This window comes from Streptomyces sp. URMC 127 (assembly GCF_051386535.1).
Lineage (GTDB): Bacteria > Actinomycetota > Actinomycetes > Streptomycetales > Streptomycetaceae > Streptomyces.
Map to the genome: position 1 here is coordinate 24,650 of NZ_JBPQTW010000021.1, position 26,769 is coordinate 51,418.

Annotated in this window: 26 protein-coding genes; 11 read left to right on the top strand and 15 right to left on the bottom strand. The window is 74.6% G+C overall.

Annotated elements, in window-relative coordinates:
- Nucleotides 1–2 precede the first annotated feature (2 nt).
- Entirely contained in the window at nucleotides 3–500 is a 498-nt protein-coding gene (locus ACSNOH_RS07765; protein ID WP_436720465.1) for a nucleoside deaminase, read from the top strand.
- A gap of 2 nt (nucleotides 501–502) precedes the next feature.
- Here the strand turns inward: ACSNOH_RS07765 and ACSNOH_RS07770 are convergent, their stop codons facing one another.
- The 6 genes from ACSNOH_RS07770 to ACSNOH_RS07795 all read right to left on the bottom strand — a co-directional run bounded on the left by ACSNOH_RS07770 (nucleotide 503) and on the right by ACSNOH_RS07795 (nucleotide 8,696).
- The gene (locus tag ACSNOH_RS07770) at nucleotides 503–1,810 is read right to left on the bottom strand and encodes a benzoate/H(+) symporter BenE family transporter (protein WP_436720466.1); all 1,308 of its coding nucleotides are present in this window, start codon (nucleotides 1,808–1,810) and stop codon (nucleotides 503–505) included.
- Between the two features lie 577 nt (nucleotides 1,811–2,387).
- Nucleotides 2,388–3,050, bottom strand: coding sequence for a lysophospholipid acyltransferase family protein (locus ACSNOH_RS07775; protein WP_436720467.1), 663 nt, complete (start codon nucleotides 3,048–3,050; stop codon nucleotides 2,388–2,390).
- Nucleotides 3,051–3,055: 5 nt separating this feature from the next.
- A complete protein-coding gene (locus tag ACSNOH_RS07780) occupies nucleotides 3,056–3,733 on the bottom strand; it encodes an AIM24 family protein (RefSeq protein WP_436720468.1) in 678 nt (225 codons plus the stop codon).
- Nucleotides 3,734–3,744: 11 nt separating this feature from the next.
- The gene (locus tag ACSNOH_RS07785; RefSeq protein ID WP_436720469.1) at nucleotides 3,745–3,966 is read right to left on the bottom strand and encodes a hypothetical protein; all 222 of its coding nucleotides are present in this window, start codon (nucleotides 3,964–3,966) and stop codon (nucleotides 3,745–3,747) included.
- Between the two features lie 200 nt (nucleotides 3,967–4,166).
- The gene (locus tag ACSNOH_RS07790) at nucleotides 4,167–8,078 is read right to left on the bottom strand and encodes an nSTAND1 domain-containing NTPase (protein WP_436720470.1); all 3,912 of its coding nucleotides are present in this window, start codon (nucleotides 8,076–8,078) and stop codon (nucleotides 4,167–4,169) included.
- A gap of 165 nt (nucleotides 8,079–8,243) precedes the next feature.
- Nucleotides 8,244–8,696 (bottom strand): MarR family winged helix-turn-helix transcriptional regulator, encoded by a 453-nt coding sequence (locus ACSNOH_RS07795; protein WP_436720471.1) that lies wholly within the window; start codon nucleotides 8,694–8,696, stop codon nucleotides 8,244–8,246.
- A 106-nt stretch (nucleotides 8,697–8,802) separates the two neighbouring features.
- On the opposite strand from ACSNOH_RS07795, the gene ACSNOH_RS07800 reads away from it, so the two are divergent.
- Nucleotides 8,803–9,849, top strand: a complete 1,047-nt coding sequence (locus ACSNOH_RS07800; protein WP_436720472.1) for a hypothetical protein — start codon at nucleotides 8,803–8,805, stop codon at nucleotides 9,847–9,849.
- A 154-nt stretch (nucleotides 9,850–10,003) separates the two neighbouring features.
- On the opposite strand, the gene ACSNOH_RS07805 is transcribed toward ACSNOH_RS07800, so the two are convergent.
- Nucleotides 10,004–10,291, bottom strand: a complete 288-nt coding sequence (locus ACSNOH_RS07805) for a DUF1876 domain-containing protein (protein ID WP_436720473.1) — start codon at nucleotides 10,289–10,291, stop codon at nucleotides 10,004–10,006.
- A gap of 163 nt (nucleotides 10,292–10,454) precedes the next feature.
- Between ACSNOH_RS07805 and ACSNOH_RS07810 the strand changes: the two genes are divergently transcribed.
- The 4 genes from ACSNOH_RS07810 (at nucleotide 10,455) to ACSNOH_RS07825 (ending at nucleotide 13,508) form a co-directional block, all read left to right on the top strand.
- Nucleotides 10,455–11,447, top strand: a complete 993-nt coding sequence (locus ACSNOH_RS07810) for an ABC transporter ATP-binding protein (RefSeq protein ID WP_436720474.1) — start codon at nucleotides 10,455–10,457, stop codon at nucleotides 11,445–11,447.
- On the top strand, nucleotides 11,444–12,277 hold the full coding sequence (locus tag ACSNOH_RS07815) for an ABC transporter permease subunit (protein WP_436720475.1): 834 nt from the start codon (nucleotides 11,444–11,446) through the stop codon (nucleotides 12,275–12,277). Before ACSNOH_RS07810 ends, ACSNOH_RS07815 begins: the two co-directional genes overlap by 4 nt.
- Nucleotides 12,278–12,380: 103 nt before the next feature.
- Nucleotides 12,381–13,181 carry an alpha/beta fold hydrolase gene (locus ACSNOH_RS07820; protein WP_436720476.1) on the top strand — a complete coding sequence of 267 codons (801 nt, stop codon included), beginning with the start codon at nucleotides 12,381–12,383 and terminating at the stop codon, nucleotides 13,179–13,181.
- 204 nt (nucleotides 13,182–13,385) lie between these two features.
- Nucleotides 13,386–13,508: a DUF6126 family protein gene (locus ACSNOH_RS07825; protein ID WP_436720477.1), complete on the top strand. Its 123-nt coding sequence runs from the start codon at nucleotides 13,386–13,388 to the stop codon at nucleotides 13,506–13,508.
- 42 nt (nucleotides 13,509–13,550) lie between these two features.
- Here ACSNOH_RS07825 and ACSNOH_RS07830 read toward each other — a convergent pair whose 3' ends face one another.
- Nucleotides 13,551–14,405, bottom strand: coding sequence for a PhzF family phenazine biosynthesis isomerase (locus tag ACSNOH_RS07830; protein ID WP_436720478.1), 855 nt, complete (start codon nucleotides 14,403–14,405; stop codon nucleotides 13,551–13,553).
- 109 nt (nucleotides 14,406–14,514) lie between these two features.
- Between ACSNOH_RS07830 and ACSNOH_RS07835 the strand changes: the two genes are divergently transcribed.
- Complete coding sequence (locus tag ACSNOH_RS07835; protein ID WP_436720479.1) at nucleotides 14,515–15,441, top strand: LysR family transcriptional regulator; 927 nt, start codon at nucleotides 14,515–14,517, stop codon at nucleotides 15,439–15,441.
- Nucleotides 15,442–15,521: 80 nt separating this feature from the next.
- Here ACSNOH_RS07835 and ACSNOH_RS07840 read toward each other — a convergent pair whose 3' ends face one another.
- From ACSNOH_RS07840 to ACSNOH_RS07865, 6 genes are all read right to left on the bottom strand, one after another.
- Nucleotides 15,522–17,594 carry a xanthine dehydrogenase family protein molybdopterin-binding subunit gene (locus ACSNOH_RS07840; RefSeq protein ID WP_436720502.1) on the bottom strand — a complete coding sequence of 691 codons (2,073 nt, stop codon included), beginning with the start codon at nucleotides 17,592–17,594 and terminating at the stop codon, nucleotides 15,522–15,524.
- Nucleotides 17,588–18,580 (bottom strand): FAD binding domain-containing protein, encoded by a 993-nt coding sequence (locus tag ACSNOH_RS07845; RefSeq protein ID WP_436720480.1) that lies wholly within the window; start codon nucleotides 18,578–18,580, stop codon nucleotides 17,588–17,590. The genes ACSNOH_RS07840 and ACSNOH_RS07845 overlap by 7 nt, the downstream gene beginning before the upstream one ends.
- Nucleotides 18,577–19,107: a 2Fe-2S iron-sulfur cluster-binding protein gene (locus tag ACSNOH_RS07850; RefSeq protein WP_436720481.1), complete on the bottom strand. Its 531-nt coding sequence runs from the start codon at nucleotides 19,105–19,107 to the stop codon at nucleotides 18,577–18,579. The genes ACSNOH_RS07845 and ACSNOH_RS07850 overlap by 4 nt, the downstream gene beginning before the upstream one ends.
- 131 nt (nucleotides 19,108–19,238) lie before the next feature.
- Nucleotides 19,239–19,658 (bottom strand): arsenate reductase ArsC, encoded by a 420-nt coding sequence (locus ACSNOH_RS07855; protein ID WP_436720482.1) that lies wholly within the window; start codon nucleotides 19,656–19,658, stop codon nucleotides 19,239–19,241.
- Nucleotides 19,651–20,754 (bottom strand): ACR3 family arsenite efflux transporter, encoded by a 1,104-nt coding sequence (gene arsB / locus ACSNOH_RS07860; protein ID WP_436720483.1) that lies wholly within the window; start codon nucleotides 20,752–20,754, stop codon nucleotides 19,651–19,653. The genes ACSNOH_RS07855 and arsB overlap by 8 nt, the downstream gene beginning before the upstream one ends.
- On the bottom strand, nucleotides 20,751–21,146 hold the full coding sequence (locus ACSNOH_RS07865; RefSeq protein ID WP_436720484.1) for an ArsR/SmtB family transcription factor: 396 nt from the start codon (nucleotides 21,144–21,146) through the stop codon (nucleotides 20,751–20,753). Before ACSNOH_RS07865 ends, arsB begins: the two co-directional genes overlap by 4 nt.
- A gap of 79 nt (nucleotides 21,147–21,225) precedes the next feature.
- Between ACSNOH_RS07865 and ACSNOH_RS07870 the strand changes: the two genes are divergently transcribed.
- Complete coding sequence (locus ACSNOH_RS07870; protein WP_436720485.1) at nucleotides 21,226–21,696, top strand: ArsI/CadI family heavy metal resistance metalloenzyme; 471 nt, start codon at nucleotides 21,226–21,228, stop codon at nucleotides 21,694–21,696.
- 647 nt (nucleotides 21,697–22,343) lie between these two features.
- The gene (locus ACSNOH_RS07875; protein ID WP_436720486.1) at nucleotides 22,344–22,850 is read left to right on the top strand and encodes a DUF6624 domain-containing protein; all 507 of its coding nucleotides are present in this window, start codon (nucleotides 22,344–22,346) and stop codon (nucleotides 22,848–22,850) included.
- Between the two features lie 59 nt (nucleotides 22,851–22,909).
- Here ACSNOH_RS07875 and ACSNOH_RS07880 read toward each other — a convergent pair whose 3' ends face one another.
- Nucleotides 22,910–23,440 (bottom strand): hypothetical protein, encoded by a 531-nt coding sequence (locus ACSNOH_RS07880; RefSeq protein WP_436720487.1) that lies wholly within the window; start codon nucleotides 23,438–23,440, stop codon nucleotides 22,910–22,912.
- Between the two features lie 149 nt (nucleotides 23,441–23,589).
- On the opposite strand from ACSNOH_RS07880, the gene ACSNOH_RS07885 reads away from it, so the two are divergent.
- Nucleotides 23,590–24,342 (top strand): HAD family hydrolase, encoded by a 753-nt coding sequence (locus ACSNOH_RS07885; RefSeq protein ID WP_436720488.1) that lies wholly within the window; start codon nucleotides 23,590–23,592, stop codon nucleotides 24,340–24,342.
- Nucleotides 24,339–26,723: a glycoside hydrolase family 65 protein gene (locus ACSNOH_RS07890; RefSeq protein ID WP_436720490.1), complete on the top strand. Its 2,385-nt coding sequence runs from the start codon at nucleotides 24,339–24,341 to the stop codon at nucleotides 26,721–26,723. The genes ACSNOH_RS07885 and ACSNOH_RS07890 overlap by 4 nt, the downstream gene beginning before the upstream one ends.
- Nucleotides 26,724–26,769: the final 46 nt, after the last annotated feature.

Consider the following 26,769-nt stretch of genomic DNA (forward strand, 5'->3'; position numbering starts at 1 on the left):
CCATGGACTTCATCCAGCGCACCATCGACATCGCGCGCAAGAACGTCGAGGAGGGCGGCCGCCCCTTCGCGACCGTCATCGTCAAGGACGGCGAGATCGTCGCCGAGAGCCCCAACCTCGTCGCCCAGACCTCCGACCCCACCGCGCACGCCGAGATCCTCGCCGTCCGCGAGGCCTGCACGCGGCTCGGCACCGAGCACCTCACCGGCGCCACCGTCTACGTCCTCGCCCACCCCTGCCCGATGTGCCTTGGCTCGCTCTACTACTGCAGCCCCGACGAGGTCGTCTTCCTCACCGGGCGCGACGACTACGAGCCCTACTACGTGGACGACCGCAAGTACTTCGAACTGGGCACCTTCTACGCGGAGTTCGCCAAGGACTGGAGCGAGCGCCGCCTGCCGATGCGCCACGAGCCGCGCGACGCCGCCACCGCCGTCTACCGGGCCTGGCAGGAGCGCAACGGCGGCGAGCGCCGCGTCCCCGGAGCGCCCACCGCCTGACCTCAGCGGGGCGCGGCCTCGGGCAAGGGCTCCTGCGCGGACCGCGGCTGCCCGTCCGTCTGCCGCTCCTCGCCGGCCGGGCGCTTCTCCGGCGCCGCGGGCCTCCCGCGGCGCCGTCCGCCCAGGACGAACATGGCCAGCACCCCCGCCAGCAGCCCCCAGAACGTCGAGCCGATGCCCGCCAGGGTGATCCCCGACGCCGTGGCCAGGAAGGTGACGACCGCGGCCTCCCGCATGCGCTCGTCGGCCAGGGCGGCCGTGAGGGAGGAGCCGATCGTGCCCAGCAGGCCGAGCCCGGCGATGCCCATCACCAGGGCGGTGGGCATGGCGGTCAGCAGCCAGCCCACGACGCCGCCGAACAGGCCCACCGTCACGTAGAACACGCCGGCCCACACCGAGGCCAGATAGCGCCTGCGAGGATCGCGGTGGGCGTCCGGGCCCGTGCAGATCGCGGCGGTGATGGCGGCCAGGTTCAGGCCGAAGCAGCCGAACGGGGCCAGCACCGCGTTCACGATCCCGGTCCAGGTCAGCAGCGGCGAGACCGGCGTGCGGTAGCCGGCGCCGCGCAGCACGGCCACGCCCGGCAGGTTCTGCGAGGCCATGGTGACCACGTACAGCGGCAGCCCGACGCCGACGAGCACCTGCCAGGAGAACTCGGGACGCACGAACACGGGCTCGGCGAGCGCCACGTGCAGCCCCTGCAGCCGCCACTCGCCCCGGAACGCGCTCACCGCGGCGCCGGCGGCCAGCGCGCCGATCACCGCGTACCGCGGCAGCCACCGCTTGCAGACCAGGTACACCGCGAACATCGGGAACACCACGGCGAAGTCCTGCTGCATCTTCGTGAACAGGCCCGTGCCGAACTGCACGAGGACGCCGGCCAGGAGCGCCGATGCCAGCGGCACCGGGATCCGGTCCATGACGCGCTCGAACCAGCCGGTCGCGCCGCTGACGATCACCAGGACCGCCGAGAGCAGGAACGCGCCCACGGCCTGCGGCATCGGCACCCCGTGCAGGCCGGTCGCCAGCAGCGCCGCGCCGGGCGTGGACCACGCCGTGACCACCGGCGCGCGGTAGCGCAGCGAGAGCCCGGCGCAGGTGACCCCCATGCCGATGCCCAGGGCGAACATCCAGGAGGTGATCTGCGCGCCGGTGGCTCCCGCCGCCTGCGCCGCGGTCACGACGATGGCGACGGAGCTCGTGATGCCGATGAGGACGGCGAGGAAGCCCGCCGTGACCGCGTCCGCGGGCGCGGCGGAACGTATGCGCTGAGTGAGCCCTGTGGGGCTGGTGTTGTGAGGGGAGTGCACGCAGGCGAATCCACTACAGGGGCCGGTCGATGTCAACCGGGTTGTGGGCGCGCCGGGGCCGCCGCCACCGGCCGGCATCGCGCTTATCACACTTCGAGCGCGGTGTCTGGTGCCTTCGCTCCGATTGGCCGATGGTGAAGGCAACCAAGGCTCAACTACGGCCGGGTGACCGGCTTCTGACTGCTGCTCGGCTGGCGCCGCAGGCAGGAAGGGGGGTCATGAACTGTCCCGAATGTGGCGCGTCGACCATCAACGGTCCCGACGGGAAGTCCTCGTGCTCACAGTGTTCATGGCAGTCTGGGTGACATGGAAGAGCAGGCATGGCGCTCACACGCCGCACCCGGCGAGCCCTACTACACCACCAACACCTGCAGCGGCTGCGGATCCGTCGTCCTCGGGGTCCACGGCAGGTGGACGTGTGCCTCGTGCGGGACCTGCAGCCCGTACCAGGAGCCTCCCGAGGGCTGGGCCTCGGAGATCGCTCCGGAAGGGCCGGAGAGGAGGGCCGCCGACCAGGGGGGCCAGGGGTGTGACGACCCCCAGGCCAGACGCTAGTACCCAGGGCGGGGCGCGGTTCTCAGGCCGCCAGGCCGACCGGCTCCCCGATGTGCTCCGCGGCGGTGCGCCAGGCGCTGGTCACCGCCGCGTGGGCGCGCACGGTGGCCGACGCCCGGTCGCCGGTCAGCCGCACGGGCGCGCCGATGTGCACGTGCAGGGCCGGCCGGCGGACGGGCGCGGTGAGCAGACCGGCGAGCTGCCTGGGGCGGCTGCCGGAGGTGACGCGCCGGGCCCCCGCCTGGCCGAGTGGCACTACGGGCGCGCCGGTGGCGAGGGCGAGGTGGGCGAGCCCGCCGCGGAAGGGGCGGGGCGCCGCCTCGCCCGCGTCCCTGCGGCGGGGGACGCCGCCCTCCCCGTAGATGAGCACGAGCCGGCCCTCCGCGAGCGCGGCCGCCGCGCCGTCGAGAGCCTGTGCCGCCCGCGGGTCGTTGCGGTGGACGGGCACGTAGCCCTCGCGGGTGAGCATCCGTCCGAGCAGCGGGATCCGCCACAGGCCCGCCGCGGCCAGGGCGACGGGGGCCGCGCCGAGCCGGTGGAGCGCGGCGAGCACGACCGCGGGGTCGGCCAGTGAGGTGTGGTTGGCCGCGATGATGCTGCCGGGCGCCAGGGCGGCGCCGGTGTCGGAGGTGACGGTGAGCCGCCCGAGGGCGGGCACCACGGCGGAGGCCAGCCGGCCGAGCACGCGCCTCAGCCGTTCTGCTGCTTCTGGGGCTTGGCCTCGCTGGGCCGTACGATCACGAAGCCCTCGCCCTCCAGCTTGAGCTGGACGGCCTCGCCTGAGCCGCCGCGCAGCATCGAGCCGAGGCTCTGGGAGCGGTGCAGCGAGGTGCGCAGGACGGCGGACCAGCCGACGACGGCGTCGGTGTCCACGTACACGGGCGCCTGGGCGGAGACGGGGATGACGATGGGGTTGCCCTCGCACATCACCCCGAGCTTGCCCTGCCCGCTGAAGACGGAGTTGAAGAGCCCGCCGCCCGTGATGCCCGCGCCCTTCACGGTCTGGATCTCGTACGACAGGGTCGGGTCGAAGCAGAGCACGTTGCGGCCGTTGACGGTGAGGCTCTCGCCGGGCGCTATGTCGACGACGAAGCAGTTGGCGGCCTCGTGTGCGAACCACACCTCGCCGCGGCCCCGCACGGCCATGAGCGCGAGGCCCTCGCCCGTCACGGCGCGCTTGAGGAAGTTGCCGACGCCCTGGCCGAGCTTCTCGAACTGCAGGTCGCCGCGGTAGGCGACCATCGAGCCCTGGCGCGCGTAGCACTCGCCGTCGACCGCGTAGACGATGGACTTGGCGTTGTGGACGGCCATGCCGGGGGCGGCGGCCGGCTTGGCCATGTTCTGGTGGGCGAAGAGGTCGCTGTGCATGAACGGAATGATCACTCATGGACAGGCCGGGCGGCAACGGCGCGAACCGGGACGGATGCGGGCGGGCACACCCCGGCGGCGCCGTCCGTACCACCGGTGGCCGTCGTCGTGGCCGTGACGGTCACGGTCGTCGTGCACGTCGCGGCGACGGCGCCGCCGGCGAGCGTGAGGGCGGTGAGGAGCGCCGCGCCGGTGCGGCGGAGACGGGTGGGGGCGGCGGGCTGTCTGTCCATGGCGGTTCCCCTGACTCGAAGGAAAGTGATGCGTGAGGTGGGTTCGTCCCGTTTCTCATGGTTCGAGTCTCGGCGCGCGGCAGCCTCGGGGCACAGGGGTTTTCCTGTTGCCCCGGCGGACGAGGCGGCGGGCAACCGCCCGCCACCGGCAGCGATACGCAAGTGGGGGACGCCTGAGGGAGGGGCCGGCTGAGGGAGCGTCAGCGGCGAGTGCCTGGGCAGCCGGGGGCGTACGGCACGTCCGGCAGGAGGCGCTCCCACAGCGCCCGGTCCGTCGCGCTGCCCAGCGCCCTGCACGTGCGGGCGAGGACGCCGGGGACGTTCAGGTCCCACCAGCGCACGGTGCCGTCCTCCGCCACGGACACCACGGGCCCGCCGTTGCCGAGGAAGGCCGCGGAGCGGACGCGCCCGGTGTGGCCGGTGAGCGTCAGCAGCGGCCGGCCGGTGGCCGGGTCCCAGATCCGTACGGTGTTGTCGCGTCCGGTGCTCACCAGCCGCGTGCCGGCCGGGTTGAAGGCCACCGAGGTGACGGGGCCGGTGTGCCCGGCGAGGGTGCGCAGGCTCCTGCTGCCCGCCGGGCCCCAGAGTTTGACGGTGTGGTCGCGGCCGGCCGTGGCCAGCATCCCGTGCGGGCCGGCGGCCAGGCCGAGGACGGTGTCCTCGTGCTCGGACAGCCGGCGCAGCTCCCGGCCGTCGGACAGCCGCCAGACGCGGGCGGTGTTGTCGAGGCTGCCGGTGGCGAGCGTCCCCCGGTCGAGGAACAGCACGCGGTAGACGGCGTCCTCGTGGCCGCGCAGCGACTGCTCCGGCAGGGCGCCGCTCCCGGCGAGCCGCCACACCTTCGCGCTGTGGTCCTCGCCGCCGGTCGCGAGCGCCCCGGCGTCCCCGGGGCGGAAGGCGACCGAGGTGACCGCCCGGTCGTGGGCCCGCCAGCGGTGCACCGGCCGCCGCGGGTCGGCGGTGCGCCACACGGTGGCGGTGCCGTGCTCGTCGCCCGCCGCGAACAGGGCCCCGTCCGGGCTGAACGCCACCGCGCGCACCGGCTCCCGCCCCGCCGTCACGGTGCGCAGGCCGCGGCCGGCGGTGCGCAGCAGCCGCACGGTGCCGTCCCGGCCCGCGACGGCGAGCAGGGAGCGGTCCGGGCTGAGGGCGCCGTCCTGCCAGGCCGAGCCCGGCAGCGGGGTGGTGACGGCGGCCTGCGGGGTCCACAGGCGCACCGAGCCGTCCTCGCCGGCCGTCGCCAGCGTGCGGCCGTCGGGAGCGTAGGCGACGCCGTACACAGGGCCGATGTGGCTGACGAGCCGGGCGATGCGCCGGTGCTCGGCGAGGTCCCAGATACCGGCGGTGTCGTCCTGGCTTGCCGCTGCCAGCTGCCCGCCGTCCGGCGAGAACGCCACGCCGAACACGGAGTCCGAGAGGCCTTCGAGGGAGGCTTCCCGCCGTCCGGTGCGGGTGTCCCACAGCCCGATGCGGTCCTGCCACTCGCCGGTGGCCAGGCGGCGCCCGTCCGGCGAGAAGGCCAGGGCCCGGACGCGGCCGAACTCCCGGGTGCCGACGACCCTCGCGCGCCCGCCCGGTACGTCGAGCATCCACACCCGCCCGTCCCGGCCCGCGGCCGCGACCCGCCTGCCGTCGCCGCTGACGGCCACGGCGTACAGCAACCCCAGGCCGGCGTCCCTCACCTCCGTACGGGGCGCGCCGCCGCCCAGACGCGTCACCCGCACCGTGCCGTCCTCACCGGCCGAGGCCAGCACCTCCCCGCGGTCCGAGAGGGCCACGCCCCGGACGGGCCCGCGGTGCCTGCTCTCCCGGGGCAGCGGCAGCGGCGCGAAGCGGCCGCCGGCCGGGTCCCGGAGCGTCACGGCGCCCGCCTCGTCGCCCCACGCGACCGGGCCGCGCACCCGGGCCGCGGCCAGGGCGCGCACCGCGGACCCGCCCTTCGTCACCGCCGCCTGCCGGTGCGTACGGGCGTCCCACTCTCGTACGGTCGCGTCCTCGCCCGCCGACAGCAGCCGCCGCCCGCCCGGCAGCCAGGCCACGGCGAGGGCGCGCTCGCGGTGGCCGGTCAGCCGCCCGGCGTACGGCAGCGCCTGCGTGCTCAGCACCGCGCTGGCCGCGGCGGCGGTGTGGGCGTCGCGCCACGCGCCGGTCGCCAGCAGCATGGCCACCTCCGGCCGTGGCGCGCCGCCCGCGACCGCGCGGAAGGCCAGCTCCTGGGAGTGCGCCACGTGCCGCTCGGTCTCCGCCCGCAGGCTCTGGTGCACCGCGGCCGCCCCGCCCGCCAGCGCCAGCACCAGCAGCACCGCCAAGGACGCCAGCAGCCGGTAGAGCCGCCGGGCCCGGCGGCGCTCGGTCTCCTGCTCGGCCGCGGCCAGCGCGACCGCCGCGTCCAGGAACGCCCGCTCGGTCCGGCCCACCGCGGCCAGCGGGTGCCCGGCCACCTCGCGGGCTGCCGCCAGCCTGCTGCCCCGCGGCAGCAGCGCCGGGTCGTGCCCCTCCGCCTCCCACTGCCCGGCCGCGGCGCTCAGCTGCTGCAGGCCGTGCAGCGCCGCCGCGTCGGCCTCGATCCACCCGTGCAACCGCGGCCACGCCCGCAGCACCGCCTCGTGCGCCAGCGTCACCCGTTCGGCGTCGACGGTCAGCAGCCGCGCCCGGGCGAACGCCTCCACCACCTCCAGGGCCGCACCGGCCTGCGGGCCCAGATCCTGCGACAGCCGCTCCTGCGACACCCTCCGGCGCGCCGACCGCCCGTCCTGGTCGACCCGGACGAGCTGCAGCAGCACGGCCCGCGCGGCCTCCCGGCAGCCGGGGGACAGCCGCCCGTACGCCCGCTCCGCCGTCGCCGCCACCGCGCCCGCGATCCCGCCGGCCTGCTGATAGCCCTCGACGGTCAGCAGCCTGCCGCGGCGCCGCTGCCACGTCGCCAGCAGGGCGTGGGACAGCAGGGGCAGCGCGCCGGGCTCGTGCCCGCCGCTCGTCGCGCCGTCCCCGCCCAGGCCCTCGTCGCCGGCCCCCAGGTCCCGGAGGATCAGCTCGGCCAGGCCCGGCTCCAGCTCCAGGCCGACCGCCCGCGCCGGCCGCACCACGGCCTCCCGCAACTCCTGCGCCCGCATGGGCTCCAAGGGCAGCTGGCCCGTCCGCAGCGCCGCCGCCAGCTCCGGGAAGGCCAGGCACCTGCCGTAGAAGTCGGCCCGCAGGCCCAGCACCACCAGGGCCGCGCAGCCGCCCCGGCCCCCGGCCTGCTCCGGACCCGTCGCCAGCGCGTGCAGCGCGCGGACGAACTCCGCGCGCTCCCGGGCGTCCGGGCACAGCGTGAAGACCTCCTCGAACTGGTCGACGACCAGCACGGCCCGCTTCGGTGCCGCCGCACCGTCCGGGCCCGCACCGCCCTGCCGCAGCCGGGCCGCCTGCCGGGGCCGGCGGTTGAGGGCGGCGTGCACGGCACGGGCCAGCGCCCCCGCCCCGCCGCCGCGCAGCGCCCTGCGGAGGTGGTCCGGGTCCGCGGCGGTCGCGTCGGCCAGCCGGGACACGAGCTCCCCGACGGGCTGCTCGCCCGGGTGCATCGTCACCACGGGCCAGCGGCTCGCCCCGGGCACCGGCAGCACGCCGCGGCGCAGCTCGGGCACCAGCCCCGCGCGCAGCAGCGACGTCTTGCCCGTGCCCGAGGCCGCGACCACGGCGGCCGGCCCGGAGCCGTCCAGGCGGTCGGTCAGCTGCCGGACCAGCGCGGCCGTCGCCCGCTCCCGGCCGAAGAACCAGCCCGCGTCGGCGGCGTCGAACGCCGCCAGGCCGCGGTACGGGCACACCTCCAGCAGCTCGCCGCGGCCGGCCCTGCGCCCGCCGTCCGGCTCCGGCACCAGCCGGCTCAGCGCGCCGTCCGCCCCGAGGACGTCGTCGCACCGCCGGGCCACCTCCGGCGTCATCGGCTTCTCCCCGGTCTCGACCCGGCTCAGATAGCCCTTGGTGTAGTGCACGAGCCGGGACAGCCCGGCCAGCGACATGCCCCGCTGCTGCCGCAGCCGCCGCAGCTCCTCGCCGGGGGACGCGGCGAGGGAGGGGGCCGGGGAAGGGGAGGGGCCGCCCCGGCCACGGTCGTCTCCGCGTGGGTGCACGGTCCTCTCACCCTTCCGTCCGGACCTGCCGGCAGGTCGTTCGCTCCACGCCTGCATAACGGGTCGGGGGAGGGCGGCTCACCCATGTCGGCGGCAAAACAGCCCAACGGGTGACGGAATACCCCGTTTTCCGGGAGAGTGCTCCGGTTTTGGCTCCGCGGGCGGTCAGTCGCCGCGGGCGGTGGCGGCCGGGTGGCCCGCCGAGGCGTTGTAGCGCAGCAGGTAGCCGGCGAAGCGGGCGAGGTCGGCGTCGTCCCAGTCGCCGAGGCGCTCCTGGAAGGCCGCGCGGCGGTTGGCGGCGACCTGGGCGAGCGTCCCCGCGCCGCGGGCGGTCAGGTGCAGCACCTGCGCGCGCTGGTCCTCGGGCGCGGGCCGCCGCTCGACGAGGCCGAGCCGCTCCAGGGCCGCGATCTGCCGGCTGACCGTGGACTTGTCCAGCAGGTAGTGCGCCGCCAGGTCCGTGGCGCGGCACCCGCCCTGCTCCTCCAGGTGGGCGAGGAGGGTGTAGGAGACCAGGGACAGCTCGGGGTGCAGGCGGGCCGCGGCGGCCCGGGCGCGGCGGGCGAAGGCGGTCAGTTCGCGCTGGATGGTCTCCAGGGACGCGTCACGGTCGGGCACGGTGACTTCCTTTCGGGTCTGGTTGTATAGTACAACTTAAAGGTAAAGTTGTAAAAGCCAACTAGTTTGCCCGATCCGTCTACCCCCTCCGGGAGCCGAGAACGCGATGACCCCCGACACCCGCGGCGCGCTGCGCCACGTACTGAGCCACCTGCTGACCCCGCTGCTGATGTGCGTCGGCATGGGCCTCGCCTACCTGGGCGCCTTCGCGCAGCCCGAGCCGCACGACCTCCCCGTGGCCGTCGTGGGCTCCGGACCGAGCGCGAACGCCCTCGCGCGCGGCATAGCCGACAAGGCGGGGGACAAGCTCGCCGTCCGCACCGTCGCCGACCGGGACGCCGCCGTACGCGCCCTCCGCCACCAGGACGTGTTCGGCGCCTACGTGCCGGACCGGCGCGCCCCCGAACTGCTGGTCGCCTCCGCCGGCTCCGACACCACCGCCGTGGCCGTGCAGAAGGTCTTCACGCCCGTCGCGGCCCGCTCCGGTGCCCCGCTGAAGGTGACCGACGTCGCGCGGCCCGCCGACGGCGACCCCACCGGCCAGGGCATCTTCTTCCTGCTGGTCGCGCTCAGCATCGGCTCGTACGCCTCCGTCGCCGTACTCGGCGCCGCGGGCGCGGCCCTGCCGATGCGGCTGCGGGCCGCGCTGGCGGTGGCGACCTCGCTGGTCGTCAGCGTCTTCGGCGTGGTCCTGGCCGGGCCCGTCTTCCACCTCGCCGACCACGGCCTCGCCGGCCTGTGGGGCATGGCCTGGGCGTACTCGGCCGGCATCCTCCTCGTCGGCGTCGGGCTGCACACCTTCCTGAAGCGGTGGACGACGCTGGGCATGATGGTGCTCTTCGTCATGCTCAACTTCACCAGCGCGGGCGGGGTCTACCGGCCCGAGCTGCAGAACGGCTTCTTCGCCGGGCTGCACTCCTTCTGGAACGGCGCCGGCTTCGTCGAGGGCACCCGCAGCCTCGTCTACTTCGACAGCAACGGACTGGGCGGGCACGTGCTCACGCTGGCCCTGTGGCTGGTCGCGGGCCTGGCCGTGACCGCCGCCGCCTGGTTCGCGGAAGCGCGCAAGCGCCGGGCGGCCGCCGCGCGGCACGGCGACCGCGACGCCGGGCCCGCGGCCGAGGAGGAGATGGAGGAGGCGGTCGGGGTCTGAGACGCCCCGGCCCCGGGCCGGGCACCGGGCCCGGCCCGCCCTCCGGACGGGCCGGCCGCCTGCCTCACGGCAGCCACTCGTCCATCACAGCGGTCGCAGCGGCCACCCATGCCTCACAGCGGCCACTTCCACGCATCACAGTGGCACCCGTGCCTCACAGCGGCCACCCGTACATCGGCGACCGCCGGGGCTCCGGCGCCGCCCCCACCGCGGCGACGTCGTGCTCCGCGGTGTGCAGCAACTGCTCGCCGAGGTCGCGCAGGGCCCGCCCGGCGGCGAACTCGTCGCCGATCTCCGGCACGTCCCGGTCGCCCGGCGCGCGCATCGCCACCCCGCGTCCGGTGACGGTCGCCGTCCCGGTGTCGAGCGTGGCCCGGGCCTTCGTCGTGCCCTCGTCCTCGACCAGGTCGAGGTGAACGTTCCACTCCATTGTGTGCGGCATGGCCGGCTCCTCTGCCTCTGCTGCCTGCCTTCCGGTCGTCTCCTTCCCTCCAGCTTCGCCCCTGCGCGCACGCTTCCGCGAGCCCTGGCGTCCCGGCCCCGGTGGGACCAAGCTGGAGGGGAGTACGACCCGGAGTGGAGCACGACGCGCACGGGAGGCGGCCGTGGGGACACCGACGCGCAGCGCCACCGGCCCCGCCATCGAGATCGTCTCGCTGACCAAGCGCTACGGCCGCACGGTCGGCGTCGAAGACCTCGACGTCAGCGTCGCCGAGGGCGAGGTCTTCGGCTTCCTGGGACCCAACGGCGCGGGCAAGACCACTACCCTGCGCTGCCTCGTCGGCCTGCTGCGGCCCACGGCGGGCAGCGTCCGCGTCCTCGGCCGCGACCCGGTCGCCGACCACCTGGGCCTCGCCCCGCACCTCGGCTACCTCCCCGGGGAGCTGCGGCTCTACCCCGAGCTGACCGGCCGCGAGACCCTGCGGCTGCTCGCGATGCTGCAGGGCGCCCCCGCACCACGCCAGGAGGAGCTCTGCGCCCGCCTGGAGCTCTCGGGGGCGGATCTCGACCGCGCGGTGCGCGCGTACTCGCGCGGCATGAAGCAGAAGCTCGGCCTCGTCCAGGCCCTGCAGCACGAGCCGGAACTCGTCGTCCTCGACGAGCCCACCGAAGGGCTCGACCCCCTCGTCCAGGAGACCTTCTACACCCTCCTGGCGGAGCTCGGCCGGTCCGGCCGCACCGTCCTGCTCTCCAGCCACGTCCTGCCCGAGGTACAGCGGACGTGCCGGCGGGTGGCGATCGTACGGGCCGGGCGGCTCGTGACGACGGGGACGGTCGCCGCCCTGCGCGAGGCCCGCGCCCGCAAGGTGCGGCTGACCTTCGCCGACGGCCTCGGCAGGCGGCCCCTCGGCGCCGCCGACCGCTGGGCGCCGGACTGGCACGGCGACCAGGCCGTCCTCATGATCCCCCCGGACCGGACGGTCGCCGCGCTCCGCGAGCTGCTGGCGCTGCCGGTGCGCGACGTCACGGTCGAGGAGGCGGGCCTGGACGAGGCGTTCCTCGATCTCTACCGCGGCACGGCGGCACGGGGGCCGGACGGTACGGAGGAGCCACAGGGGCCGGAGGGGCCGGACGGTACGGAGGAGCCGCCGCCATGACCGGACGCCCCGCTGCCCGCTTCCCCCTCCTGAGGCTGGCCCTGCACCGCCGCCGCAGGATGATCGCCGCCCTGACCGCCGGCATGGTCGTCTTCGAGGCCCTCATCGTCGTGATCACGACCACCGTCCCGCCGGAACAGATCTTCGGCGCGGGCGGCCGCAACCCGCCGGGCGCCTTCAAGGCCTTCAGCGGCTCGAACGGCGCCGTGTCGATCGCCAGCTACCCCGGCCTGCTGGGCGCCGGGCTCACCCACCCCTTCTGGATCGCCCTGCAGCTCACCGCCATCGGCTCGCTGGCCGCCGCCGCGGTCGCCGCCGATGTCGAGGCGGGCACCGTCGAGCTCCTCATGGTCCGGCCCGTCTCGCGGGCGCGGCTGCTGGCCGAGCGGACCGGTGCGCTCGTCCTCGTCTCCCTGCTGCTCAACGCGGCCGCGACGCTCGCCGTGGCCGTAGGCGTGGCCCTGTCGCCGGACCTGCACGACGCCGTTCCGCTCCGTGGGGTGTTCGCGGCCGGCCTGCTGGGCTTCGGCTTCGCCCTGTGCCTGACCGGGCCCGCGCTTGCCGTGTCGGCCGCGGGCCGGAGCCGGGCGCACGTGGTGGGGGCTGTGATCGCCTTCGGCGCGGTCGGCTTCGCGGTGAACTTCGTCGCCCTCGCCTGGTCGAAGGCCGCGCCCCTGCGTTTCGCCAGCCCCTTCCACTACTACACGCCGGCCGACGCGCTGGCCCACGGCGCCGTGCCCTGGGGGCAGTTCGCGGTCCTGGTGGGGACCAGTGCGGTGGGCACCGCCCTGGCCTTCTCCCTGCTCGCCCGCCGTGACCTCGCCCCGTGACCTCGCCCCGTGACCTCGCGTCGTGACCTCGCGCCGTGACGGGCTTCCCGTCTCCTGTCGCATGCCTGGTGGAACGGGCGGTGCCGCCAGCAGACTTGGCGCCATGGAACACATGGTCGCGGTCAAAGACGGTGAGGTCTGGGCGGATGATGCACGAGGGGAAGGGGAGGCCCGGGAGACGGCCGGCGTGCCGCTGGTGCTGCTGCACCCCGGCGTCGGCGACTCGAGGATCTGGGACCCGGTCCTTCCGTCCCTCCTGGCACGGCACCGGGTCATCCGCTTCGACGTGCGCGGGTACGGGCGCTCCCCGGCGCCCACGGCGAAGTACTCCATGGTGGAGGACCTGGTGGCGGTCCTCGACCACTTCGGACTGAGCCGGGCCGTCCTCGCCGGCTCCAGCATGGGCGGAGCGACGGCCCTGAACCTCGCGCTCGCCGACCCCGCGCGAGTCGCGGCGCTCGCGCTGGTGGTCCCGGGCGTGACGGGCTACGAGGAGCTCACCCCGCCCGCCTTCATGGCGGAGATCGCGAGGCTGGCCGAGGCGGGGGACATGGACGGCCTGGTGGCCTTCATGCTGCGGACCGCTGGGGCGGCCGGCACGGGGGAGGACGCGGAGGCCGCGGCCCACCTGCGGGCGGCGATCCCGGCGTGGTTCAGCAACCACCCCTACCAGGTGCCGGACGCGCCCGCCTTCGACCGGCTGGGCGAGCTCCGCGTGCCGTGCCTGCTGGCCCTCGGCGAGCAGGACCGGCCCGAGGTGGTCCGGTGCAACGAGGAGATGGCGGCCCGCATCCCCGGCTGCCGCCTGGTCAGGCTGCCGGGAAGCGATCACCTGCCGACCCTGCGCGAGCCGGAGACGGTCGCCCGCCTGATCCTGGAGGCGGCCGAGGGGGTGCGCGGGTGAGCCGGCGGGGCGGCGGGGCCCGGATTCCTCTCCCGCCGCGGTGATCAGCCACTACGCCGCGGGTGTCCGCCGCGGCGGTTCCGCGCCGCAGCGGATACCGGCGGTGGACAGCGGTCGCGGCGCCGTACGAAACAGCTCTCGGCGAGAGCGAGGGCGCTCACCCTTCGTAAATCCGTGGCCGCACCCGGCGGGTAGGATCGCCGCATGAGTGAGAAGCGGGCGGAGCGGCAGATCGTCTTCCGGGTGCTGGTCTACGTGTTCATCACGCACCTGTTCGCCGGCTTCATCTGGCTGCTCTTCTACCTCGGCGGCCACGCCGACCAGTGAGCGCACACTGCTCAGTCATCGCGCGCCCCGCGGCCCGGCCGCTCACGCCGTGATCGGCACCGCCCGCCCGGTCACCCGGGTGCGCGCGTCGGCCGGGTCGACGGCGATCAGCAGCTCGCTCGGCCGGCCCATGTCCTCGCCCTGCCGGATCCGTACCGTGACCGGCTCGCGGACCGCGCCGACGGCCCGCAGGTAGCCCCCGAAGGCCGCGGCCGCCGCCCCCGTGGCCGGGTCCTCCACGACCCCGCCGACCGGGAACGGGTTGCGCGCGTGGAACACCCGCTCGCTCTCCTTCCACACCAGCATCACCGTGGTCCACCCGCGGGCCCGCATCATGGCGGCGAGCCCGTCGAAGTCGTAGTCGAGCGCGGCCAGCCGGGCGCGGGAGCCCGCGGCGAGCACGAGGTGGTCGTTCCCGCCGAAGGCGACGTGCGGCGGGAGCGCCGGGTCCAGGTCCTCCCGCGTCCAGCCGAGGAGGGCCAGGGTCTCGTCCACCTCGTCGTCGGAGGCCGGGCGGGAGTGTGCGGGGGCGCTGGTGAGCGTGGCCCGGCCGACCCCCGCCTCGTCGGTGTCCGTCGCCACCCGGATCTCTCCGACGGGCGTGTCGAAGACCAGCTCGCCGGTGCCCGTGCGGTCGGCGAGGGCCACGGCCGTCGCCACGGTGGCATGACCGCAGAACGCGACCTCGGCCAGGGGGCTGAAGTAACGCAGCCCGTAGCGCCGTGCCGTCTCGTCCCGGGCGGTGACGAAGGCGGTCTCGGAGTAGCCGGCCTCGGCGGCGATCGCCAGCATCCGCTGCGCGTCGAGGTGGCCGGCGTCGAGGACGACGCCGGCCGGATTGCCGCCGGAGGGGTCGGAAGTGAAGGCCGAGTAACGGAGGATCGCGTCGGTTGTCATGCCCCCTACTCTCGCCGACCCACCGGTATCGGCACCAACGATTGATCTTGATGGTTGCCATCGGGAAATCCGATGGCAGCGGCGGTGCGGGGCCCCGTACGCTCCCGCCGTGGACACCCGCCTCCTCCGGACCTTCCTCACCGTCGCGCGCACCGGCAAATTCACGGCCGCGGCCGCCGCCCTGCACCTCGCCCAGTCGACCGTCACCGTGCAGATCCGGGCGCTGGAGAAGGAGTTCGGCACCCCGCTCCTCGACCGGCTGCCCCGGGGCGCCGCCCTCACCGACGCGGGCCGGCGCCTCGTCCCCCTGGCCGAGGAGGTCCTCGACGCCGAGGCGAGGCTCCGCGCCGCGGCCGCCTCCGGCGGGCCGCCCGCCGGACGGGTCGTCGTGGGCGCGGGCGAGACGCTGTGCTCCGCGCGCCTGCCGGGCGTGGTCGCCGCCCTGCGCCGCTCCCATCCCGCGGTCGAGGTCGGCCTGGAGCCCGTGGGCACCCTCGCCGCCGTGGAGGGCCTGCGGACGGGCCGCCTCGACCTCGCCCTGCTCCTGGAGGAGGAGACTCCCTTCCCCGACCTGGTCACCGAACTCCTGGCGCACGAGCCGCTGGTCCTGCTCTGCGCGCCCGGCCACCGCCTCGCCGGCCGCACCGAGCCCGTCACGTGGGCGGAGCTGGCCGAAGAGACGTTCTTCCTGCACGAGCAGGGCTGCTCCTACAGCGACCGGCTCGCCCGCAGCCTGCCGGCCGTGCCGGACGGGCGGGCGCGGCTGACGCGCTTCGGCAGCATCGAGGCCGCCCGCTCGTGCGTCGCCGCAGGCCTCGGCCTGACGCTGCTGCCCCGGGCGACGGTCGCGGAGGCCCTGGAAGCGGGCCGCCTGGCGGCCGTGCCGGGCCCGCCGTTCCCCGACGTGCCCGTCCGCCTGGCCCGGCACCGCAGGCGCTGGCTGTCACCGGCGGCAAAGGCGGTGGCCGGGGAACTCGCCCGGCACTTCGGGGCTGTCGCGGACGGTACGCAGGGGAAGCCGCCGGAGTTGCCGTAGCTGTCCTAGCCGCCGAAGCTGTCGTAGCCGCCGGAGCCGGCGAGCCCTGGCCGGCGGGCGGGAGGCGGCTCCCCGCTCGCTCAGCCCAGCACCTTCTCCGGCAGGATCGGCAGCTCCCGGACCCGTACGCCCGTGGCGTGGTGGACCGCGTTCGCGATCGCCGCCGCCGCGCCCACGATGCCGATCTCGCCGATGCCCTTGCTGCCCATGGGGTTGAGGTACGCGTCGTGCTCGTCGATCCAGTGGGCCTCGATGCCGCGGACGTCCGCGCAGGACGGCACGTGGTACGAGGCCAGGTCGCGTTCGGCGAAGTCGCCGAAGCGGGCGTCCATCGTGCTGCCCTCCGTCAGGGCCATGCCCAGGCCCATCGTCATGCCGCCGGTGAACTGGCTGCGCGCCGTGCGGGCGTTGAGGATCCGGCCCGCGGCGAAGACGCCCAGCTGGCGGCGGACCCGTACCTCACCCGTGTCCCGGTCCACCGTCACCTCGGCGAACTGCGCGCCGAACGCCGCCTTCGCGTGCGGAGGGTCCTCCTCGATGTCGTCCTCCGTGGAGGCCGTCACGGCGAGGCCGCCGGGCGGGACCGTCCCGCCGTGCTCGTCGACCGCGCGGGTCAGCGCCGTGCACGCCTTGTGCACGGCCCAGCCCCACGAGCCGGTGCCGGAGGAGCCCCCGGCCAGCGGTGCGTCCGGCAGGGCGGTGCTGCCGATCTCGACCGCGACCCGCTCCGGGGCCACGTCCAGCGCCTCGGCCGCGATCTGCGCCAGCACCGTGCGGGCGCCCGTGCCGATGTCGGTGGCGTTGATCCGGACGCGGTACCGGCCCGTCTCGGAGACCCGCGCCTCCGCCGAGGACGGCATCACGTACACGGGGTAGTAGGAGGAGGCCACGCCCGTGCCCACGAGCAGCCGCCCCTCCGCGCGCGAGCGCGGCCGCGGATCGCGCCGCTCCCAGCCGAAGCGCCGCGCCCCCTCGCGCAGGCACTCCACCAGGTGCCGGCTGCTGTACGGCTTCCCGCTGTCCGGCTCGGTCGCGGTGTCGTTGCGCACCCGCAGCTCGACCGGGTCCACACCGGAGGCGTACGCGAGCTCGTCCATCGCGCACTCCAGCGCGTACATCCCGGGAGCCTCGCCCGGCGCCCGCATCCACGACGGGCTCGGCACGTCGAGCGCGACGACCCGGTGCGTGGTGCGGCTGTTGGGGGAGACGTACATCGCGCGCGACGGCACCGCCGCCTGCTCCACGAACTCGCGCACGGTGGAGGTGTGCGTGGTGACCTCGTGCGCGAGCGCGCTGATCACACCCTTCCCGTCCGCCCCGAGACGCAACCGCTGCACGAGCGGCGCCCGGTGGCCGACGACCGCCGCGAGCTGGGCCCGCGGCAGCACGACCTTGACGGGCCGGCCCGTGTGCCGGGCGGCCATCGCGGCCAGCACGACCTGCGGGCGGGGCGTGCCCTTGCAGCCGAAGCCGCCGCCCACGTGCTCCGCGACGACCGTGATCCGCTCCTTGGCCACGCCGAACAGCCCGGCCAGCGTCTCCTGGACGGCGTTCGCGCCCTGGCAGGAGTCGTACGCGATGAGCCGGCCGTCCTCCCAGCGGGCCGTGGTGGCATGCGGCTCCATGGGATGGTTGTGCAGGGCGCGCGTCGTGTACGTGGCGTCGACGCGGACGGGCGCGTTCGCGTACGCGCTGTCGAAGTCGCCCCGCTCCCGGCAGCCCGCGACGCCGGCGTTGGCCGCGTCGGGGACGTAGAGGCCCGGGTGGCCGGGCGTGAGCACGACGTCGTGGTCCTCGGGCGCGTACGAGACCCGTACCGCGTCCGCCATGGCCCGCGCGGCCTCCGGCGTGTCTGCGACCGCGAGCGCCACGTACCAGCCGCGGTGCGGCACCTGGTCGTTCTGCAGCACCAGCAGCGTGCGGTCGTCCGTCTCCTTCAGGCGCGGCGCGTTCTCGTGCGTCAGGACGGCCACCGCACCCGGCTCGGCCAGCGCCGCGGCGGCGTCGACCGCCACGACCCGGCCGCGCGCGACCGTGGCGGGGACCGGCCACCCGTACGCCGTGCCGGGCGGGGTGTGCTCGGCGGCGTAGCGGGCGGCGCCGGTGACCTTCTCGCGGCCTTCGCGGCGGACGGGGCCGGGGGCGCTCACGATGCGCTCGCCTCCCCGGCCAGGTCAGCGAGCACCCGGACCGCGAGGTTGCGGGCCAGCGGCACCTTGAAGCCGTTGTCGCGCAGCGGCTCGGCGGCCGCGAGCTCCGCCTGCGCGGCCCGCACGAACGACTCCTCCGTGGCCGGGGCGCCGCGCAGCGCCTCCTCCGCGGCCCGCGCCCGCCACGGCGCGTGGGCCAGGCCGCCGAAGGCCAGCCGGACGTCCTCCACGGCTCCGCCGCGGACGTCGAGCGCCGCGGCGACGGAGACGAGCGCGAAGGCGTACGAGGCGCGGTCACGCACCTTCCGGTACGCCGACCGGCCCGCGGGCGGCGCCGGCAGGCCGACGGCCACGACGAGCTCGGCGGGCTCGATGACCGTGTCGCGGTGCGGCTCGTCGCCGGGCAGCCGGTGGAAGCCGCAGAGCGGAACGGTGCGTTCGCCGCCGGGGCCGCGCAGGTGCACGACCGCGTCCAGCGCCGCGAGGGCCACGGCCATGTCGGAGGGGTGCGTGGCGACGCACGCCGCCGAGTGGCCGAGCACGGCGAGGTCGCGGTGCACGCCCTCGCGGGCCGGGCAGCCGCTGCCCGGCTCCCGCTTGTTGCACGGCTTGGACACGTCCTGGAAGTACAGGCAGCGGGTGCGCTGCAGCAGGTTCCCGCCCGTGGTGGCCGTGTTGCGGATCTGCCCGGAGGCGCCCGCCAGCACCGCCTGGGACAGCGCCGGGTAGCGCGTGCGCACCAGGGGGTGGGCGGCGAGGTCGCTGTTGCGGACGTTCGCACCGATGCGCAGGCCGCCGTCCGGCGTCTCCCGCACCTCCGCGAGCGGCAGCCGGGCGATGTCCACCAGCAGGCCGGGGGCGGCGACCCCCAGCTTCATCAGGTCCACCAGGTTCGTGCCGCCGCCCAGGAACATGCCGCCGGGGGAGGCCGCGACCGCCGCGATCGCCTCGTCCACGTCTCCGGCGCGCGTGTACGCGAACGCCTTCACCGCGCCACGTCCTCGATCGCGGCCACGATGTTGCCGTACGCCCCGCACCGGCACAGGTTCCCGCTCATCCGCTCCCGGATCTCCTCCGGCGAGAGCGCGACGGGCGCACCGGGGGACGCGTTCGCGGGCTCCGTCACCACGGACGGCTGCCCCTCGCCCGCCTCGGCGATCATCCCGACCGCGGAACAGAGCTGCCCCGGCGTGCAGTAGCCGCACTGGAACCCGTCGCGCGCGAGGAACGCCTCCTGGAGCGGGTGCAGGTCGTCGCCGTCGGCCAGCCCCTCCACGGTGGTGACCTCCGCCCCGTCGTGCGCGACGGCCAGCAGCAGACAGCTGTTCGCCCGCCGCCCGTCCACGAGCACCGTGCACGCCCCGCACTGCGCGTGGTCGCACCCCTTCTTCGCCCCGGTCAGTCCCATGTGCTCGCGCAGCGCGTCGAGCACGGTCGTCCGGTGGTCGAGCTCCAGCCGGTGCCGGACGCCGTTGACGCGCAGGGTTACGGCGGAGGTGGTCTGCGGTGTCTGCACGGCGCCTCGCCTTCCCGGTCGCGCAGCGGTACCGTCACGAGGTCCCCGATGCGCCCGCCCGCAAACGCGCTCGGGACGTTGTGCGCCCGTTCGGTTGAGGCGGGCTCGGCTGCATGGCTGTTACGGGTCAGCTACTGGTCAGCGGCCGGGACACCGAGCTCGGCCAGCAGGCCGCGCACCCGCCGTTCGATCTCGTCACGGATGGGGCGGACCGCGTCGACGCCCTGCCCGGCGGGGTCTTCCAGCTTCCAGTCCAGGTAGCGCTTGCCGGGGAACACCGGGCAGGCGTCCCCGCAGCCCATGGTGATGACGACGTCGGACGCTTGTACGGCCTCGGTGGTGAGCAGCTTCGGCGTCTGCGCGGACAGGTCGATGCCGAGCTCGCGCATGGCCGCGACGACGGCGGGGTTGACGGTCTCGGCGGGGGCGGAGCCGGCGGAGCGGACTTCGACGCGGTCGCCGCCGAGGCGGGCGAGGAAGGCGGCGCCCATCTGGGACCGCCCGGCGTTGTGGACGCACACGAAGAGGACGGAGGGCTTGTTGTCAGACACGGGCGGACCCTTCGGGGGTGGTGGCCGGCCGGTCGGCGGCCGGTGAGGGGAAGCAGCGCCGCGCGGCGAGCGCCACGTGGACGAGGCCGATGAGGACCGGGACCTCGATGAGGGGGCCGACGACCCCGGCGAGGGCCTGCCCGGAAGCGGCGCCGAAGGTGGCGATGGCCACCGCGATGGCCAGCTCGAAGTTGTTGCCCGCGGCGGTGAACGCCAGCGTCGTCGCCCGCGGGTAGCCGAGGCCGGCGGCGCGGCCGAGCGCCATCGAACCGGCCCACATGACGGCGAAGTAGACCAGCAGGGGAACGGCGATCCGCACGACGTCGAGGGGCCGGGAAGTGATGGCGTCGCCCTGGAGGGCGAACAGCACGACGATGGTGAACAGCAGCCCGTACAGGGCGAACGGGCCGATGCGGGGGATCAGCTTCGTCTCGTACCAGGTGCGGCCGCGCGCCTTCTCGCCCAGGCGGCGGGTGAGGTAGCCGGCGGCGAGCGGGATGCCCAGGAAGACCAGCACGCTGCGGGCGATCTCCCAGACCGGCACGTCGAGCGCGGTCTGTTCGAGGCCGAGCCGGCCGGGCAGGAAGGAGAGGTAGAACCAGCCGAGCCCGGCGAAGGCGATCACCTGGAACACGCTGTTGAGCGCCACGAGGACCGCGGCGGCTTCGCGGTCGCCGCAGGCCAGGTCGTTCCAGATGATGACCATGGCGATGCAGCGGGCCAGGCCCACGATGATCAGCCCCGTGCGGTACTCCGGCAGGTCCGGCAGGAACAGCCAGGCCAGGGCGAACATCACGGCCGGGCCGAACACCCAGTTCAGCACCAGGGACGGGACCAGGAGGCGGCGGTCACGGGTGACGGTGCCCAGGCGGTCGTAGCGGACCTTGGCCAGGACCGGGTACATCATCACCAGCAGGCCGAGGGCGATCGGCAGGGAGACGCCCGTGACGGTGACCTTCGCGAGCGCGCCGCCCAGTCCGGGGACCAGGCGGCCCAGCCCCAGGCCGGCACCCATGGCCAGCAGGATCCACACCGCGAGATAGCGGTCGAGGAAGGACAGCCGGGCCGCTACGGGGGCGGCGGCCGTGCGGGTCACGAGCGGGCCTCGGCGGGCTCGGGCAGGGGCTCGCCGGCGGGGCGGGTGAGGATTCCGGCGAGCCGGTCGGTCATCTCCGGAAGCAGGCGGTAGTACACCCACGTCCCCCGCCGCTCGGACGCGATCAGCCCGGCCTCGCGCAGCAGCTTGAGGTGGTGGGAGATCGTCGGCTGCGACAGGTCGAACGCCGGCGTCAGATCGCAGACGCACACCTCGCCGCCGGCCCGGGAGGCGATCATCGACAGCAGCCGGAGCCGCACCGGATCCCCCAGGGCCTTGAAGACCTTGGCCAGCTCCACCGCCTGGTCCTCGGCGAGGGGCGCGGTGAGCAGGCCGGGGCAGCAGCCGGCGGGGCCGTCCTGCCCGAGCACCGTCAATTCCTGATTCGACATGCTTCTATGTTGACGAATTTCAATCCAAGGCGCAACCTTGAATCGAAGTCGATCGATACAGTGGATCGAGGAGATCGTCATGTCCCGTGTACAGCTCGCCCTCAACGTCGCCGACCTCGACGCGTCGGTGACCTTCTACTCCAAGCTCTTCGGCACCGAACCCGCCAAGCGCCGCCCCGGCTACGCCAACTTCGCGATCACCGAGCCCCCGCTCAAGCTCGTCCTCATCGAGGGCGAGCCCGGCCAGGAGACCCGGCTCGACCACCTCGGCGTCGAGGTCGGCGCCACGGACGACGTCACCGCCGCGACCGAGCGCCTGAAGGACGCGGGCCTGGCGACGTTCGAGGAGAACGACACCTCCTGCTGCTACGCGGTGCAGGACAAGGTCTGGGTCCACGGCCCCGGCCGCGAACCCTGGGAGGTCTACGTCGTCAAGGCCGACGCCGACGCCTTCGCCGAGGCCCCCGCGGACACCGAAGGGGGCGGCGCTTGCTGCGCCACCACCCCTGCGGCCACGGGCGAACCGGCCGGATGCGTCTGCGGGGGATGACCGCAGCCGGCTGGCCCCTATTTGCGGTGGCAGACGAACGTCTTGGTTCCGTCGTCACCGGTCTGGATCACGGCACTTGCGCATCCTTCCGGGCACCGGGGCGGAGAGGCGTGGGCGCTGCGCTGCCGGTCGGGTGGGTAGTTGCACAGGGAGCAGTACCACGTGGGCTTGTACGGGTACGTCACGTCCCACCACATGGGGTTGCGGCAGTGCGGGCACCTGACCAGAGGGGGGCCGTTCCGACCAGCGTTCATGCCGGCATGCTGCCCTACTGACCGCGACTCCGAGACGGGTCCCGGAAGCTGTTCACCCGTTCGAGTCGCCACCCCTCAAGCGGAGTTGAGCCTTCACGGCACAAGGAGAGTCCGCGTGCCGCGGAGCGCGGCGATGCACCGGATCGGCGTGGGCCGTCGAGTCGCCGCATCGGGCTTCCCGGGAGTCTGCGGACGAGATTCAGCCGGCGCGCCTACGTCGTCCACGGCGCCGTGACCGTCACAGCGACCCGGCTCCGGCTGCGGGCATAGATCCATTATGCGGGTTCGGAGAGGCGCCTGTCACCGTTCTCCGGAATGATCTTTGTGCCTGATTTACGCCTTTAGGGTTGCGGTCGACGAGCACAACCCACCGACGTATCCAGGGAGTCGAGAGTGGCGCACGACATTGCCGCGCTGGCAATGGAACTCACCGGCATGGCCGCGGCAGATCACCGGTCCTCGGTCCGCGCGAACAGCGATGACCCGGCCGAGCAGCTGGCGTGGCGGCGGCTGACCGCCCGGCACGGCGACCGGCTCGGCGAGATCATGGACGAGTACGGCTGGCCGACGGCGGAAATGGTCGGCGATGAGGCCGCACGCGCGGCGTGGCTGATAGCCCAGCACGCCGACCGGCAGCTCGACATCCAGCGGCGAGCCCTCCAGCTGATGGAGCAGGCGGTCGCGGCGGGCTCTGCCAGCCCGCGCGAGCTGGCCTTCCTGCGCGACCGCACGCTGGTCAACGAGGGCCGCAAGCAGGTCTACGGCACTCAGATCGCCGGCGTGAAGGACGGGGCGCCCGTTCCGTGGCCCTGTGAAGAGCCCGAGCGCATGGACGAACTCCGTGCGGAAGCCGGCATCGAGCCCTTTGACGAGTACGTCGCCAAGTTTGCGATGAACTGACCATCAGTCCCTGGGGCGGCGGGCTGGCCCGCCGCGCCCGCGCCCGGCCCGCCGTCCCCTCACACCTCCTGCGCCGTCTCCGCCTCCGCATCCCCCTGCCACGCCCCCGTGACCGCCGCCACGATCACGGAGCCGATGACGATCAGGCGGTGGGTGAGGGCGTCGAGCTGCTGGCGCTGGGCCGGTGGGAGGTGCCAGTCCTCCCACCACGTCATCTGCTCCTGGGTGCGGGGCGCGGGAGACTCGGCCGCCCACGCCTCGCGCAGGTGGGCGGCGAGCGGGGTCACGGCGCGGGCGTGCTCGGCGTAGGCGGAGACGAGGGCCGTCATGTGACTGGCCGGCAGGTGTCCGTACCACTGGTCGCGGAGGTTCCCGGCGAGGGCCGCCACGTCCTCCAGCCACAGCACGTGCTGGGTGATCCACCCCTGCGGGTCGGTGCTGCGCGGCATGTCCGGCAGCAGGCGCGGCTCCAGCGCGTCGCGGTGGGAGAGGAACGTCCGGCCGAGGGCCAGCTCGTCGTCGTGGGGGATCCAGACGCGCTCGCCCAGGGCGACCGCGGCGGCATCGACAGCATCAACAGGATGGGTCATTTGATCACTTTACGGGTCTGAACGGAGCGCTCCGCACGCCCCTGCCCGGGCGTGCGCGGCCGTTGGGTGGACGGGGCGGCTGGTGGGCGACGGGCGCATGCGAGTGTATGCGCCGGGCGCACGCCCTCCCGACGGGGCATCATGGCCGCATGACGAGCCTCGGCCTTCCCGGGACCATCCGCGCATGTCTGTTCGATCTCGATGGCGTCCTGACCCGGACGGCCACGGTGCACGCGGCCGCCTGGAAGGAGATGTTCGACGCGTTCCTCAGAGCACGCGACGGCGCGGGCTTCCGCCCCTTCGACGCGATCGAGGACTACGACCGGTACGTGGACGGCATGCCCCGGGCCGACGGCGTGCGTTCGTTCCTCGCCTCGCGGGGTATCCGGCTGCCCGAGGGGGCCCCGGACGACCCGCCCGAGCGCGACACCGTCCAGGGCCTCGGCACACGCAAGAACGCGATCGTCCTGGAGAAGATCAAGGAGATGGGCGTGGAGGCGTACGAGGGCTCGGTGCGCTACGTGCACGCGGCCCGCGCCGCCGGCCTGCGCCGGGCCGTCGTCTCCTCCAGCGCCAACTGCCGCGACGTGCTCGTCGCGGCCGGCATCGCCGACCTGTTCGAGGTGCGCATCGACGGCCTGGTCGCGGCCGAGCGCAAGCTGCCCGGCAAGCCCCACCCGGACACCTTCCTGGAGGCGGCCCGCGAGCTGGGCGTGGAGCCGGCGCAGGCGGCGGTCTACGAGGACGCGCTGGCGGGCATGGACGCGGGCCGGGCGGGAGCCTTCGGCTACGTCGTCGGCGTCGACCGCGTGGGCCAGGCCGACGCCCTGCGCAGCCACGGCGCGGACGTGGTGGTCCAGGACCTGGAGCAACTGCTGGGAGAGGCGGGCGAACACACGTGATCACCCATCCGGCCTATGCCGTCGAGCCCTGGTGCCTGCGCGAGACCGAGCTCAACCTGGAGGTGCTGCCCCAGAGCGAGTCCGTCTTCGCCCTCGCCAACGGCCACATCGGCTGGCGCGGCAACCTGGACGAGGGCGAGCCGCACGGCCTGCCGGGCTCGTACCTGAACGGCGTGTACGAGCTGCGGCCGCTGCCCTACGCCGAGGCCGGATACGGCTATCCGGAGTCCGGCCAGACCGTCATCGACGTCACCAACGGCAAGGTGATCCGGCTGCTCGTCGACGACGAGCCCTTCGACCTGCGCTACGGCCGGCTCCTCCACCACGAGCGGGTGCTGGACTTCCGCACCGGCCTGCTGGACCGCACCGTCGAGTGGACCTCCCCCTCCGGCCGCACCGTGCGGGTGCGCTCGACCCGGCTCGTGTCCTTCACCCAGCGCGCCGTCGCCGCCGTCGCCTACGAGGTCGAGCCGGTCGACGGCGACGCGCGCATCGTCCTGCAGTCGGAGCTGGTGGCCAACGAGCAGCTGCCCAAGACCGACGGAGACCCCCGGATCGCGGCCGTCCTGGAGTCCCCGCTGGTGGCGGAGGAGCACTCGGCCGACGGGGACGTGCTGCGGCTGGTGCACCGGACCCAGCGCAGCGGACTGCGGATCGCGACCGCCGCCGTCCACGCCGTCGACGGCCCGGAGAGCACGCGGACGTACGCGACGAGCACCGAGGACCTCAGCCGGTACACGGTCACCTCGGTGCTGCGCCCCGGGCAGCGGCTGCGGCTGGAGAAGACCGTCGCCTACGGCTGGTCGGGCACCCGTTCCCTGCCGGCGATGCACGACCAGGTGGACGCGGCGCTCGCGGGCGCGACCAGCACCGGCTGGCAGGGGCTGCGCGCCGAGCAGGAGCAGTACCTGCGGGAGTTCTGGGAGCGCGCGGACGTCGAGGTCGACGGCGACGCCGAGATCCAGCAGGCCGTGCGCTTCGCGCTCTTCCACGTCCTGCAGGCGGGCGCGCGCGCCGAGTGCCGGGCCATCGCCGCCAAGGGCCTGACCGGCCCGGGCTACGACGGGCACAGCTTCTGGGACACCGAGACGTTCGTCCTGCCGGTGCTCACCTGCACCGCGCCGCTGGCGGCCGCGCAGCCGCTGCGCTGGCGCCACGCCACGCTGCCCGCCGCCCTCAACCGCGCCCAGCAACTGGGGCTGAAGGGAGCGGCGTTCCCCTGGCGGACCCTCAACGGCGACGAGTGCTCGGCGTACTGGCCGGCCGGTACGGCGGCGTTCCACGTCAACGCGGACATCGCGGACGCCGTGGTGCGCTACCTGCACGCCACGGGCGACGTGACCTTCGAGCGCGAGGTCGGTCTGGAGCTGCTGATCCACACGGCGCGGCTGTGGCGCTCCCTGGGCCACCACGACCACCAGGGGAAGTTCCACATCGACGGGGTGACGGGTCCGGACGAGTACAGCGCCATCGCCGACGACAACGTCTACACCAACCTGATGGCCCAGCAGAACCTGCGGGCCGCGGCGGACGCGGCCGAGCGCCACCCCGACCTGGCGGCGGGCTTCGGCGTGGACGACGAGGAGACGGCCACGTGGCGGGACGCGGCGGACCGGATGAACCTGCCGTACAACGAGGCGCTCGGCGTCCACGAGCAGTCCAACGGCTTCACCGGCCACCAGGTGTGGGACTTCGCGGCGACCCGCCCCGACCAGTACCCGCTGATGCTGCACTTCCCGTACTTCGACATCTACCGCAAGCAGGTGGTCAAGCAGGCCGACCTGGTCCTGGCCATGTACCTGCGCGGGGACGCCTTCACCGCGGAGCAGAAGGCCCGCAACTTCGCCTACTACGACCCGCTGACGGTGCGCGACTCCTCCCTGTCGGCGTGCGTCCAGGCCGTCATGGCCGCCGAGGTGGGGCAGCTGCGGCTGGCGTACGACTATCTCGGCGAGGCCGCGATGATGGACCTGTCCGACCTGGAGAGCAACACGCGCGACGGCCTGCACATCGCCTCGCTCGCGGGCACGTGGATCGCCCTGGTCGCGGGCTTCGGCGGGCTGCGGCACTGCGACGGGTCGGTCGGCTTCGCGCCGAGGCTCCCCGAGCAGCTGGGCCGGCTCGCGTTCACGGTGCAGGTGCTGCAGCGCCGGCTGCGGGTGGAGATCACCGGGCAGACCGCCACGTACGAGCTGGTGGACGGCGAGACGCTGGACATCGAGCACTACGGCAAGCCGGTGACCTTGAAGCGGGGCGCGGTGGCGAGCCGGGAGGTGCCGCAGGTGCCCGAGACGACGGCGCCGTCGCAGCCGGCCTGCCGGCAGCCCGCCCACCGCGGCTGGACGCCCGGGCGCCAAGAGGGCGGGGCGGCGGAGGTGTGAGCACCCGGCACGAGCACACCCCTACCGGCCTCGCTCCCGCCTTCGC

What these genes read in the sequence shown, in the direction of transcription:
- ACSNOH_RS07780 (WP_436720468.1), bottom strand. Translation starts at nt 3,733, where the DNA reads ATGCACAGCGACCTCTTCGCCCACCAGAACATGGCCAAGCCGGCCGCC.
- ACSNOH_RS07785 (WP_436720469.1), bottom strand. Translation starts at nt 3,966, where the DNA reads ATGGACAGACAGCCCGCCGCCCCCACCCGTCTCCGCCGCACCGGCGCG.
- ACSNOH_RS07800 (WP_436720472.1), top strand. Translation starts at nt 8,803, where the DNA reads ATGACCCCCGACACCCGCGGCGCGCTGCGCCACGTACTGAGCCACCTG.
- ACSNOH_RS07885 (WP_436720488.1), top strand. Translation starts at nt 23,590, where the DNA reads ATGACGAGCCTCGGCCTTCCCGGGACCATCCGCGCATGTCTGTTCGAT.
- ACSNOH_RS07865 (WP_436720484.1), bottom strand. Translation starts at nt 21,146, where the DNA reads ATGTCGAATCAGGAATTGACGGTGCTCGGGCAGGACGGCCCCGCCGGC.
- ACSNOH_RS07815 (WP_436720475.1), top strand. Translation starts at nt 11,444, where the DNA reads ATGACCGGACGCCCCGCTGCCCGCTTCCCCCTCCTGAGGCTGGCCCTG.
- ACSNOH_RS07805 (WP_436720473.1), bottom strand. Translation starts at nt 10,291, where the DNA reads ATGCCGCACACAATGGAGTGGAACGTTCACCTCGACCTGGTCGAGGAC.
- ACSNOH_RS07830 (WP_436720478.1), bottom strand. Translation starts at nt 14,405, where the DNA reads ATGACAACCGACGCGATCCTCCGTTACTCGGCCTTCACTTCCGACCCC.
- ACSNOH_RS07820 (WP_436720476.1), top strand. Translation starts at nt 12,381, where the DNA reads ATGGAACACATGGTCGCGGTCAAAGACGGTGAGGTCTGGGCGGATGAT.
- ACSNOH_RS07825 (WP_436720477.1), top strand. Translation starts at nt 13,386, where the DNA reads ATGAGTGAGAAGCGGGCGGAGCGGCAGATCGTCTTCCGGGTGCTGGTC.
- ACSNOH_RS07870 (WP_436720485.1), top strand. Translation starts at nt 21,226, where the DNA reads ATGTCCCGTGTACAGCTCGCCCTCAACGTCGCCGACCTCGACGCGTCG.
- ACSNOH_RS07880 (WP_436720487.1), bottom strand. Translation starts at nt 23,440, where the DNA reads ATGACCCATCCTGTTGATGCTGTCGATGCCGCCGCGGTCGCCCTGGGC.
- ACSNOH_RS07765 (WP_436720465.1), top strand. Translation starts at nt 3, where the DNA reads ATGGACTTCATCCAGCGCACCATCGACATCGCGCGCAAGAACGTCGAG.